Source organism: Coleofasciculus sp. FACHB-712, from assembly GCF_014695635.1.
GTDB lineage: Bacteria > Cyanobacteriota > Cyanobacteriia > Cyanobacteriales > FACHB-T130 > FACHB-T130.
The window spans coordinates 1-11757 of the sequence record NZ_JACJOQ010000197.1; the positions used below are offsets into that span (position 1 = coordinate 1).

Sequence of the window (11757 nt, forward strand, 5' to 3'; positions counted from 1 at the left end):
CTTTTAGCGTGTGTTGTTTCATAATTAAAAATTAAAAATTAAAAACTAAAAATTGAAGAAATTCTCCTAATTTTTAATTTTTAATTTTACATTTTTAATTTTTAGAATCTCTCCCCAATTCCAAAGTGGAGGCGGCTGTCCCCTTCGTTATTAAAACCATAGTCGATACGAATCGGGCCGAGGGGAGATTGCACGCGGACGCCAAGACCATAACCAAAGCCGCTTCCGGGCTTACCCCGCACCCCAGCCGGATCTCCGGGCACGGTGCTACCAGTCCCGAAATCGGTTGCGGCATCGACAAACAAAGCACCACCCACAATCGAGAAAATCGGGAAGCGATACTCTGCGGTCGCTTGGATAAAGCTGCGACCGCTGCCGACATCTCCTTCCTCAAAACCCCGCACCGAGTTACTACCGCCTAGAGAGAAAGCTTCATAGGGAGGTAAATCGCCGAGGACGGTTCCGGCTTGAACGTTGAAGGCGAGCGCTTGTGGCCCTGGGGAGAAGTTCGTATATCTGACAGGAAGATAGTAGCTATAGCTACCGCGCAGACGGTTAAACAGAATCCCTCCCACACCTACAGGGAGAGACTGTTCAACGCCTAGGCGCAGTAGAGATCCAGAGGTCGGAATTACGGCGCTGTTACGGCGATCGCGCACAACCCCAAATTGCAGGGTCAACAAGTCGTCTTTCCCTTCCCCACTAAAGCTCAGGTCGTTGCCTAGCTCATCCTTCGGGCTAATGTCGCCGTCGGAATTTCGGATCGAAACCCGTTGATACTGCAAGCCCAGACTCGCTCTCCATTCTGGATCTGCAAAAACATCGCGGGAAAGCGGACGAGTAAAGGTGACGCCACCCCCCAATCGCAGGACGCGGGGTCTGTCTCCATCGGGCAATTCCACCTCTGTGTCACCGCCATCAAAAATCAGCGAAATGGATCGGCGTCTGAACCCATTGACGGTGTAGGAGGTCCGGTAAGGATCGCCAGCAATCCAGGGATCTGTGAAGTTGACATCAAATAGCAGTTCTCGCTGACCGACCTGCAACTCTGCCCCCAGCTTCTGGTTATTACCCCCCAGATTTTGCTCTTGATAGCTAATGGTGCCGAATAATCCACTGGCGGAACTAATCCCAGCACCCGCCGCCACTGAGCCGGTGTTCTTCTCAATCACGTCCACGACCACCACTACTTTGCGCGGATCTTGCCCCGGTCTGAATGAGAGTCGCACATCTTCAAAGATACCTAAGCGAAAGACTCGGCGCAGATCCCTTTCGGCTTTCGTCCGGTTAAAGACTTCTCCAGAATTCAGTTCAATTTCTCGCGTGATGATGAAATCGCGGGTGCGACCCCGGATGGGTTGACCTTCATCATTTGCGGGTTGTCCGTCTTTGTCGAGAAAGCGGACTTCGATATCCTCAATCAGTCCTTCTGCTACCTCTAGACGTACCGTGCCATCCTCAGCAATCTGGGGTGCGGCAACTACTTGTGCCAAGTCATAGCCGTTTTCTTTGTACCACTGGTTTATTTTTTTAATGCCTTCTTGCAGTTCGCGGATGTTGAGGGTGCGACCATACTGAGACGCGAAGGCGTCATCGATTACCTTTTGGGGGAGTGCCCGCTGATTTTGGTCGGCAGGGACGGGGACAACCACTACCTGACGCAAAACTGGGTTAGGTTCTACTACAAAGACGACACGGACACCCAGGGGGGTATCCTGTGGCTCTACTCTGGCGTTGCTGAAAAAACCTGTAGCGTAGATGGCATTCACATCTTCCTGTAACTGGCTCCGGGTCGCCGTTTGTCCGGGTCGGGTGCGAATTGCCTCATAAACTTCGTTTTCGAGATCCCCTTCTACGCCAGTAACAACGACTTCACCCACTAGCACTCTGGCTTCTGGCTGGTCAGTAGGCGCAGGTTGTACCGTTTCAGGCGTTGTTGCAGGTTGTCCACCTTCAGGGGTTGGTACAGGTTGTTCCCGTGGCTCTGGCAACTCAAGATTCGGCTCACCAGTCGTCCCCGGCGTGAGATCGAATTCAATGGTATCTGGCGTTTCTTGTTGCGGTGTTGATTCTTCGCCGGTGCGCGGAACCACTGGCTCTGTTTCCGGCGTGGGAGAGGATGGAGATTGGGTTGTGGGAGTTTGGCTGAGTACGGATGAGGGGGATTTTGCCCCTACAGGCTCTTTTGTTGTTGGAACGCTCATGGTGTTAACCACCACGTTATTGGCTGGTGGCGGTTCCCGACGACTGCTACTGGCAACCTCTACGCGCTCCGGTTTAACTGGGACGTTAACTGGGACGTTAACTGGAGCGGGTGCGGTGGTGGAGCGTGTAACAATCTCAGTGAGGCTGGACGACGGTCTAAGCGCTCTCCCAGGCGGTGTCGTCTCTGGGGCACTCACAGCATTGACGACTACGTTATTGGTTGGTTGAGATTCTGGGCGATCGCGTCCTGCGTCAGCCTGGGTCTGCTCAACATAATCGCCATACCACGCTGTTCTCTCGGAGGTGTCCGACGAAGAATTTGTCGTTTGCCCTCTGGCAGGAAATGCTACACAGCAGGCAGATGAGGCAGCCAAAATCGTCAATAAAAAGGGAGATAAGCGCATTCTTTTACTCGTTTTCGACACTTCCACACACATTGAAAATACAGACAAAAGTTAAAAAGCAAAAAGTCAAAGAAAGAATTTTTTTGCTTTTACTTTTTACGATTTACCTGTTCGAGAACTCTTTTTAGAACTTGCTGGTAGGCGTCTTCCACCTGCCCCAAATCCCGACGGAACCGATCTTTATCCAGCACTCGCCGGTCTGGATCGTCTTCAGACTCATCCCAAAGACGGCAGGTATCGGGGCTGATTTCGTCTCCCAGTCGTATCTCGCCATGCCGGTCAACGCCAAACTCCAACTTGAAATCCACTAGGGTAATCCGACATTGGTGAAAAAAGTCTCTGAGGATTTCGTTAATCCGCAAGGCGCTACTTTGTAATTGGTCAAGCTGTTCTGGTGTCGCTAATTTCAATAACATCAAGCGATCGCGTGTTAACAAAGGATCTCCGAGATCGTCATTTTTAAAATAAAATTCCACCAGCGGATCGGGCAGGACGGTACCTACGGGCAACCCTGTTTGTTGACACAGACTTCCCGCAGCAATGTTCCTGACCACCACTTCTAGGGGCAGAATCTTTAACGCTTGGACGCGCATTTGGTTGGGTGCCGGACAGTCAATGAAGTGGGTTGGGATGCCCGATGCTTCCAAAACCTGGAACAAATAAGCGGCAATGGTGCAGTTAATTTCACCTTTGCCGATAATCTGACCGCGCTTTTTGGCATTAAAGGCGGTAGCGTCGTCTTTGAAGTGAGCCAGCAGAATGTCCGGATCGTCCGTGGTATAGAGAATCTTGGCTTTGCCTTCGTAAAGGTTGGTTGATTGGGCGGACATGGAGAGTCGTTATTTGTATTAATGGATCGTCGGCAGCAGCACAGAAGATTTTAATGCCTTAGGAGCCGAATGGCGTCAATATCTGGGCATCTGCGAGTAACTGGCATAATCTTTGATTAAGATAAGGTTAAATTTTGATTAATTTGTAATTAAAATAAGCGCAGCCCTTTGTGCAAAGATCACAATAGTGGTCAAGACTCGAACAAAACACCCGGTAAATCCTGATTCCAACAGCGGGCGATCGCAAGAAAGTTCTACCGACTCCAAGGTGGATCGGGCAACGGTCGGAATACCTCCCTGTTTCTGTTGCTAGCTTTTCCAGCTTGGGCAAAAAACAGGATTAACGATTGGTTCGTTTCTCACGCCAGTAGGTTGAGTAGTTTATCCCAAGGAGGTAATCTATGGCAGACCGCTCTGATTTTCTGTATCCTCGTAGTCGTTACTACGGTCAAGTCAAGCCAGAAAACCTGGTTTTTAACGCAAATTTGCAGGAATTTGCTCAACGGGTGAATTTCATCTGCAACCTGGAAACTGGGGGGAAAATTTCATCCTCCGAAGCCTACGAACAAATTAAGAGTCTCTGGAAGCAGTTGAAAAAAACCAAAAAGCAACTCGCCATCGGTGAGAACCCTTTCCAGAGTGGAGAGGATAATCCGGAAAGGTGAGGTGCAAAAGGGCAGCGTCTAGAGAATTTACGCCCATTCGCGAATAGCGATTAACCTCATTTGCTGGTCATCGTGTGGACTCCGTCCCAGGCATCTGAAGGCGGTTGCCGAAGGTAGTTCTTACACCGTTCCAAGTGGACGGTGACTGCCTGATCCGTGGGTCGTAGGCTGTAGGCGTCCTCAAAGTAGGCGATCGCTTTCTGGAAGCTTCTTCCCGTGTAGGCTGTACGCCCCAGATGATAGAGATCGAGAAACTTCTTCGTAGAATCGTCGAGATGCTGTCGATGGTCGCCGATCAACTCGTAAATACTAACGGCGGTATTTTTGCCCTTGACGCGGATTTTGTCTAACTCTCGCACCAAGATGCGATCGCGGCACAAGTTGTAGGTAAACTCGCTCAAGATAATATCGCAGCCGTACTCCTTGGTGACGCTTTCCAGGCGAGAACTCAAGTTCACCCCATCCCCAATCACTGTGTAGTCCATCCGTTTGTGGGAACCAATGTTGCCGGAAACGACTTCTCCAGAACTTAGTCCAATGCCAATATGAATTTGCGGCTGGTTTCCAAATAAACGGCGACGGTTAAACTCTGCCAACCGGCGGCGCATATCCAACGCCGACTGAACCGCCATCCAAGCATGATTTTCTGCCAAAGGCAGGGGCGCACCAAACACCGCCATCAAGGCATCGCCGATGAATTTATCTAAGGTGCCTTCGTGGTTAAAGACTGCCTCTACCATCGTTTCAAAATACTGATTCAGCAGCGAAACCACTTCCGAAGCCCCTAAATTTTCCGTCAGAGTGGTGTAGCCCCGGATGTCAGAAAATAAAATTGTCACCTCCTTGCGTTCGCTCATCATCAGCGCTTTATCGCCCAGTGCCATGACTTGCTCTGCCACTCTAGGCGTCATGTAGCGATACAAGGTAGATTTCATCCGTTTTTCGTGGCTGATGTCTTCCAAGACCACCAAGCCTCCTCTGACGCCTCCTTCCGGGTTGGTAAGGGGATTAACGGTGAGATTCATACTCCGTTCAATTTCCTGGACTTGATCGGCGCTCAAAATCTGATGACAACTGTGAGTGGCGACAGTGCCAGGACTGCATGATTCATTCCAGGGAATGAAGATATTTGGATTGATGCGATCGCGGATTGCCAGAATATGGACTCCAGTAGGTTCTCCCTCCGAGTGAGTCGCTTCCGAATTGAGAACTTCTGCTACCTGCTGACACTGGGCGCATTGTGCCTGCACAGATAATTCTGGCATTGCTCCTACCGCTGCTACTGACGGCTGGTGGTTCTTCTCTACATACAAACCCACTGTCAGGGTTTGCTCCGGCACATATTGCTTGGCACCCGTCTTCAGACTATCCTGGAGGCGAAACTGGAGATGTTCGATGGGCACCACATCCCAAACGAAACGACCGATTAGTTTCTGCTCCCACAGATGCTTGTTGTTTTTACCCGTGGTTTCCCGAATCGGGCACCCCAGCAACTCCAGTGCAGCTTCGTTAATCGTGACAATCCGTCCCTGCATATCTGTAGAGATGACTGCATCTGAGAGACTTTGCAGGATATCTTTTTGATACTGCTTTTCCAACAACACATTCTCGAAGAGCTTGGCATTTTCCAGCGCAATTCCCGCCTGGATATTAAATGCCTGCATAAACTCTTCATCTGAACTCGTGAAGCTGCCGGGTTGCTTGTTAATTAACTGCGTAACGCCGATTAATTCCATTGATGAATTAAATACCGGCATACACAGGATATTGCGTGTCAAATAACCCGTCCGTTGGTCGGCGCTGGGATCGAAACGCGGATCTTTATAAGCATCCGGGATATTTAGCGGCTGACGAGTGGAGGCAACATAACCGGCAATTCCTTTGTTAGAAGGAATGCGAATCGGGATGATCTCCGTACCATCTTTGTTGGCAACTTTCGTCCAGAGTTCTCCCGTTTCTTTGCTCAGCATAAATAGGGTGCTGCGATCCGCCTGCATCAGATCCCGCGCTTGCTCCATCACAAAGCGCAGAGTTGCTTCCAAGTCAAGACTTTGACCGAGATAGGTGGTTGCCCGCAACAGTGCCTCTGCCCCCCGCTGCTTGCGTGCCGCCATATAAAACGATTGGCAGCTTTCTAGGATAATGCCGATAGAGGCAGCAAAGTCGCGGAATCCCTGCTCATCCTCCTCGGTAAACGGCCCATCCCCAGCTTTATTTAATAGCTGAACGACCGCAACAATCTGGTTTTTGCTGCTATAAATCGGCATACAAAGCAGACTGCGGGTTCGGTAGCCCGGTCGCTCGTCAACTTCTTTGTTAAAGAGTGGGTGAGAGTAAGGGTCTGGAAGATTCAAAGATTCGCCGGTGCTGGCGACGTGACCGGCAACGCCAATATTAATGGGAATCCGGATTTGTTTGGTGGCTCTCCCAGTCTCCGTATCGGGAATTTTTGACCAAAGTTGATTTTTTTCTTCGTCTACTAAAAAAATAGTGGTGAGGTCTGCTTGCAGAATCTGACCCATTTTGAGTGTAAAGGCGTCCATGACCTGCTCCAGCATGGTTTCCAGCGCTTCGTTGTTGATCATGTCGATCGCCCGCAGAAACTGCTGGAACTCAGCGGTAATAAAGTCGAGTAAGCAGATAAATTCGCCGAATGACAGGTCTTTGACGCGCGAGGTCAGGGCGCTAGTACGATTGAGTTGCGTAAGCTGAGTTAACGTAGCCAGAACGCTGCCGGTATTAGAGAGTGTCATGGGGAGAAGCATTTGCAAGCTGTGGTTTTAGCTGTTAGCTGTTATTAGTATGCGATTCACACTTTTTTTTAGATTCAATTTAGTCAAAATACCCGTAAAAGCCTAAAATTGCGATTAATTCTGTAAAAAATAGCCGAAAAACGCAAATTTTCGCATCTTTACGGGGAAAAGCGTTGTTCAATCTGGGTTTGTTTGGTCTCCACCTACTGAGCTAATCGTTAACGCTTAAAAAATAAGCACCCACTAACTTAATTTAACCTCGGAGACCTGAAATCCTCATCCGTAGTGTTTAGGAATATGTATTAAATAGGAGCATTTCAGGGTTCAGTTATCAGTTGTTTTTCGGAAACCCTGACTGCTAAACCCTGACTGTTGATGATTGATTGTTAACGAATCGCTGATTCGTAGTAATTTTGCAACTGGCGGGTGGCGGCAGCCCAACCCCAGCGTTCGGCTTCGAGGCGGGCATTTTGCCGTAGGGTTTCCCGTTCTTCTTGATGGGCCAAAAGGCGCTTGGTAGCAGCGATCGCTCCCTCTTCATCTTTTGGGTCAAATAAGTAACCGTTAACGCCATCGGTAACGATATCGGGAATCCCTCCGGAACGCGCGGCGACAACGGGACATCCGGCTGCCATCGCCTCCAACAGCACTAATCCTAAAGTTTCGGTGCGCGAGGGAAAAATAAAGGCGTCTGCTGAGGCAAAGGCTGAGGCGAGTTCAACGCCGGTCAGATAGCCGACGAAATGGGTGGGTGTCCCGGCAAAGTGTTGTTGCAAGGCTTGTCGATGGGGTCCATCTCCCACTAAGGCGAGACGCGCGTTGGGAATGGCTGCTAGGACGGGCTTAATGCGGTCAATTTCCTTTTCTGCGCCCAGACGCCCTACGTAGAGTAATAAGGGGCTTTCCGGGTGTCCTTGGCTAAGACGCGATCGCATTTCTCGGCTTGACAAGTGGGGCTGGAATAATTCTGTATCTACCCCTCGCTGCCACAAATCCACTCGCTGGATGCCATGACTGGTAAGTTCCTGCACCATCGCCGTAGAAGTACAGAGATTCAGCCGCGCTTGGTTATGGGCTGATTTGAGCAATTCCCACAGCACACCTTCTAACATTCCCAAGCCGTAATGCTGGAGATACTGGGGTAAATGGGTATGATAAGACGCTAGTAAGGGAATCTGCATCGCTTTGGCGTAATACAGACCCGCTAGTCCCAAAATAGCTGGGTTGACAACATGAATGATATCCGGTTGAAACTTCTCTAGTTGATAACCAATGGAGGGGCGAGGAAAAGCCATTTTCAACTCTGGATACCAAGGCAACGGGAAGCCAGAAACTCCGTAGATCCTGGCTCCTTTATATTCGGTTAACCCCCCATCTGGGGAAAAAATCAGCACTTCGTTGCCGCTGCGCTGTAAATGTTCAACGGTGTGGCGCAGGCGCGTCACAATGCCGTCAACCTTGGGCAAAAAGGTTTCGGTAAAAAGAGCAATTCGCATAATTCAGTGCTGAGGGATGAGGACTGAGGGCTGAGTGATAGATTTAAGAGCGATCGCGACTGAGGGCTAAGGACTCAATGAACGGTCAAGTCTGAGGAGTTATTAAAGTTTATCTGTCTTTTCAATGCAACAATTCAACCCAGCAAATTGCTTACCAGCTGCCACTCTCTCCTCTATCTCTCTTTTCACTCAGTCCGTGCTTCGCACCGCTTCGCTAACAGTCCTCAGTCCTCAATCCTGATTACTGACGGTGCCAAGAAACTTTGGGCATGATCTGATTTTTATCGACGCGGTGCTGGTACTTGACCGCAAAGTTGAGCAACGAGTCGAGTAGGGCGTCGGATAGATAGTGAGGTTGTAAGCCGAGATCGAGCAAATTGGTGTTTTTGGCGTTGAAGTAGTGTTCTTCTTTCTCGACTCTGGGATTGTCGAGGTTGTGGATATCAACATTCAGTCCCAAGGAATTCCCGGCTTTTTTCACCATTGCGGCTAAGTCACCGATGCTAAATAGTTCGGTGAATTGGTTGAAGACGCGGAATTCGCCGGGTTGGGCGGGGTTCGCGATCGCGAGTTCCATACATCGCACTGTATCTCGAATATCCAAAAAGCCTCTCGTCTGACCGCCTTTCCCGTACACCGTCAGGGGATGCCCAATTGCTGCTTGGATACAAAAGCGGTTGAGTGCCGTCCCAAAGACTCCATCGTAGTCCAGGCGGTTAATTAACAGCTCATCCATGCCCGTCTCTTCTGTCAAGACGCCGTACACGACGCCCTGATTCAAGTCGGTGGCGCGTAGCCCCCAAATCCGGCAAGCAAAGTGGATATTGTGGCTATCATGAACTTTGCTGAGGTGATACATCGATCCGGGCTGCTTCGGATAGGGCAAAGTATCCTTACGCCCGTTGTGTTCGATGGTGATGTAGCCTTCTTCAATATCAATGTTAGGTGTCCCGTACTCGCCCATCGTCCCTAATTTGACGAGGTGACAGTCGGGGAAATCTTCTTTGATCGCATATAGCAAATTCAGCGTCCCCACCACGTTGTTCACCTGGGTGACGACAGCGTGTTCTCGGTCAATCATCGAGAAGGGTGCCGAACGCTGTTCGCCAAAGTGAACGATTGTCTGTGGTTCAAACTGGTGCAGTGCTGACTGGAGGAACTCGTAGTTAGTGATATCCCCAATAAATAGGTCTATGGATTTGCCGGTGAGGTCCTTCCAACGCTGAAGGCGTTGTTGAATGGGTGCAATAGGGGTTAGGGTATCTGCGCCTAGTTGCATATCCCAGTGACGCCGCACCAGGCTGTCTAGAATGCCGACTTCGTATCCTCGACTGGAAAGATAAAGCGCGGTTGCCCAACCGCAGTAGCCATCACCGCCAATAACCAAGACTTTCATACGGGTTCAATTAATCTTGCTTGCCAACACTCGGTAAATTTACCAGGTAATGGTACCTTCTAGACCATCGAAGTGAATTCCTTCTGAGCGATCGCCGCTACACCCCATCGAGCTTGTAGTCGTTTGATTCTTTCTCGTATTTCTTCCCTCCTTCGTCATCACTCTTTGGGAGGAAAGCGTTGTTGTCCCAGTGGCGGCGACCCAGCAATCAGGGCGACCTAGCAATCAGATGTGAAAGTGTCTCCAAGACCTCCAGATTGAAAGTTGAAGGTTCCTAGCGACAAGGAACCTTCAACCTTTAGCTTTGAACCCTTTACACCTTCACTTCCTCGGCAAAACTTCCCCAACGGACGAACTCGAAAGGACCCCCGACCGATCCCCAAATATGCTCATCGGTTTCGGGATCGCGTCCCCGATCGAGGCTGATAAACTTGTTTTCGTCAATCTCAAAGGTGCTGTCGAGATAGGTGTTTTGACCTTTGCGAACCACCATACAACCTTTACCGGGTTCGACGTAACCTTTGAAGCTGTGACCTGTCCATTCGACGATCATGTTACAGCCTGGTAATTTTTCCAGTTGGTCTGCTTTGAGGTTGTGCAGGCGCTTGGGGTCGCGGGAGGCACCATAAAATTGTTCTTCATTCTTAACTGTGTAGTTTTCAATTTCGATGCGATCGCCATTCGTAATTAACTTTAAAACCCGCAGCCGATATGGGTCATTAATCATATAGTCATACGCTTGTTCCACCAGGAAACTCACGCCCGACAACAGTTCTAGCGGTAGGGGACGCATACAGACGCGGATATGGGCAAAGATGGGAGGATTTTCAAATGCTTGTGCTTGGTTGCTGAAATCTGCTGCCATCCAGCGAGCTAAGGTAGCAATATCAGTAGAATGCGTCATTGTTTATTAAAATGCCGTTGTTGAGAAATGATCCCCCTTATTTTAAGATGCGCGATCGCTCCTCCTAAAGTTTCTTGAAACGATGAAGCCACTAGAACGAATGCAGTTGTCTTTGACGGGGCTTTCTGTCGGAGATGCCTTGGGTGAAAGGTTTTTTGGGTTGGTAGAGGAACTGAACGAAAGAATCCAACAGCGTCAAGTTCCTCCCAGACGCTGGTGCTACAGTGACGATACCGAGATGGCACTGTCTATCGTGGAGACACTGTGGCGTTATGGGAGGATAGATCCCGATGCTCTTGCCGCAGCGTTTGCCGAACGCTTCAACCCTTCTCGCGGTTACGGTGAGGGGGCGCAACAGTTGTTAATTCGGCTGCAATGGGGCGCAGACTGGCGCACAGAAGCTTCAGAGATGTTCGGGGGTACTGGTTCTTATGGCAATGGTGCGGCGATGCGGGTGGCACCATTAGGCGCTTATTTTGCTCACGATCTAGACGCAGTGAGAGAAAACGCGATACTCTCAGCGCAACCAACACACGCTCATCCAGAGGGAATTGCTGGAGCGATCGCTGTTGCAGTTGCGGCTGCGATCGCTTACAGGGTAGGTGAAGGTGAATTGATGTCTGGAGAGCAATTTCTCCAACAGGTTGTCGAAAATATCCCGGAAAGCGAGACACGTAGCGGCATTCGGCAAGCGATAGATATTCCGAGCGATCGCTCTCCACCTGTGGTAGCGCAACAACTGGGTTCCGGCTACAAAATTTCAGCTCAAGATACGGTGCCTTTTGCCCTGTGGTGTGCTGCCCATCATCTGGAAGACTACCAGGAAGCTTTCTGGGCGACAATTAGCGGTTTAGGCGACATGGACACAAACTGCGCCATTGTAGGCGGGATTGTTGCCCTTTCCGCACGCCAAAAAGGAGTCCCTACCCCGTGGATTCAGGCGAGGGAACCGTTGCCAGATAATTTTTCAAGCATTTTTGCTGGCGAAAGTTATTAAAAATGCAAAATCAAGTTAAAAAACTGAACGCGCTACCCGTTTTAGGTAGATGCACAGGAGATACACACAAGCTTTTCTTGCTCCCCTCTCCGTGAAGGTCGAGTGGC

At 49.9% G+C, this 11757-nt stretch carries 9 protein-coding genes; 2 read left to right on the forward strand and 7 right to left on the reverse strand.

Annotated elements, in window-relative coordinates; genetic code table 11:
* Window positions 1–101: 101 nt before the first annotated feature.
* Both H6F50_RS05540 and purC read right to left on the reverse strand, forming a co-directional pair.
* The gene (locus H6F50_RS05540; RefSeq protein ID WP_190427229.1) at window positions 102–2609 is read right to left on the reverse strand and encodes a BamA/TamA family outer membrane protein; all 2508 of its coding nucleotides are present in this window, start codon (window positions 2607–2609) and stop codon (window positions 102–104) included.
* Window positions 2610–2698: 89 nt separating this feature from the next.
* Complete coding sequence (gene purC, locus H6F50_RS05545; RefSeq protein WP_190427231.1) at window positions 2699–3439, reverse strand: phosphoribosylaminoimidazolesuccinocarboxamide synthase; 741 nt, start codon at window positions 3437–3439, stop codon at window positions 2699–2701.
* A 401-nt stretch (window positions 3440–3840) separates the two neighbouring features.
* Here purC and H6F50_RS05550 point away from each other — a divergent pair, with 401 nt between their 5' ends.
* Window positions 3841–4104 (forward strand): hypothetical protein, encoded by a 264-nt coding sequence (locus H6F50_RS05550; protein WP_190411740.1) that lies wholly within the window; start codon window positions 3841–3843, stop codon window positions 4102–4104.
* A gap of 56 nt (window positions 4105–4160) precedes the next feature.
* Here the strand turns inward: H6F50_RS05550 and H6F50_RS05555 are convergent, their stop codons facing one another.
* The 5 genes from H6F50_RS05555 to H6F50_RS05575 all read right to left on the reverse strand — a co-directional run bounded on the left by H6F50_RS05555 (window position 4161) and on the right by H6F50_RS05575 (window position 10653).
* Complete coding sequence (locus H6F50_RS05555; RefSeq protein WP_190427233.1) at window positions 4161–6857, reverse strand: GAF domain-containing protein; 2697 nt, start codon at window positions 6855–6857, stop codon at window positions 4161–4163.
* Window positions 6858–7243: 386 nt separating this feature from the next.
* On the reverse strand, window positions 7244–8353 hold the full coding sequence (locus H6F50_RS05560; protein WP_190427235.1) for a glycosyltransferase: 1110 nt from the start codon (window positions 8351–8353) through the stop codon (window positions 7244–7246).
* 241 nt (window positions 8354–8594) lie between these two features.
* On the reverse strand, window positions 8595–9749 hold the full coding sequence (locus tag H6F50_RS05565) for an NAD-dependent epimerase/dehydratase family protein (RefSeq protein WP_190427239.1): 1155 nt from the start codon (window positions 9747–9749) through the stop codon (window positions 8595–8597).
* Window positions 9750–9788: 39 nt separating this feature from the next.
* Complete coding sequence (locus H6F50_RS05570; RefSeq protein ID WP_190427241.1) at window positions 9789–9974, reverse strand: hypothetical protein; 186 nt, start codon at window positions 9972–9974, stop codon at window positions 9789–9791.
* Between the two features lie 88 nt (window positions 9975–10062).
* Window positions 10063–10653: a chromophore lyase CpcT/CpeT gene (locus H6F50_RS05575; protein WP_190427246.1), complete on the reverse strand. Its 591-nt coding sequence runs from the start codon at window positions 10651–10653 to the stop codon at window positions 10063–10065.
* 82 nt (window positions 10654–10735) lie between these two features.
* Between H6F50_RS05575 and H6F50_RS05580 the strand changes: the two genes are divergently transcribed.
* On the forward strand, window positions 10736–11650 hold the full coding sequence (locus H6F50_RS05580) for an ADP-ribosylglycohydrolase family protein (protein WP_190427249.1): 915 nt from the start codon (window positions 10736–10738) through the stop codon (window positions 11648–11650).
* Window positions 11651–11757 lie beyond the last annotated feature (107 nt).

What these genes read in the sequence shown, in the direction of transcription:
- H6F50_RS05540 (WP_190427229.1), bottom strand. Translation starts at nt 2,609, where the DNA reads ATGCGCTTATCTCCCTTTTTATTGACGATTTTGGCTGCCTCATCTGCC.
- purC (WP_190427231.1), bottom strand. Translation starts at nt 3,439, where the DNA reads ATGTCCGCCCAATCAACCAACCTTTACGAAGGCAAAGCCAAGATTCTC.
- H6F50_RS05550 (WP_190411740.1), top strand. Translation starts at nt 3,841, where the DNA reads ATGGCAGACCGCTCTGATTTTCTGTATCCTCGTAGTCGTTACTACGGT.
- H6F50_RS05555 (WP_190427233.1), bottom strand. Translation starts at nt 6,857, where the DNA reads ATGACACTCTCTAATACCGGCAGCGTTCTGGCTACGTTAACTCAGCTT.
- H6F50_RS05560 (WP_190427235.1), bottom strand. Translation starts at nt 8,353, where the DNA reads ATGCGAATTGCTCTTTTTACCGAAACCTTTTTGCCCAAGGTTGACGGC.
- H6F50_RS05565 (WP_190427239.1), bottom strand. Translation starts at nt 9,749, where the DNA reads ATGAAAGTCTTGGTTATTGGCGGTGATGGCTACTGCGGTTGGGCAACC.
- H6F50_RS05575 (WP_190427246.1), bottom strand. Translation starts at nt 10,653, where the DNA reads ATGACGCATTCTACTGATATTGCTACCTTAGCTCGCTGGATGGCAGCA.
- H6F50_RS05580 (WP_190427249.1), top strand. Translation starts at nt 10,736, where the DNA reads ATGAAGCCACTAGAACGAATGCAGTTGTCTTTGACGGGGCTTTCTGTC.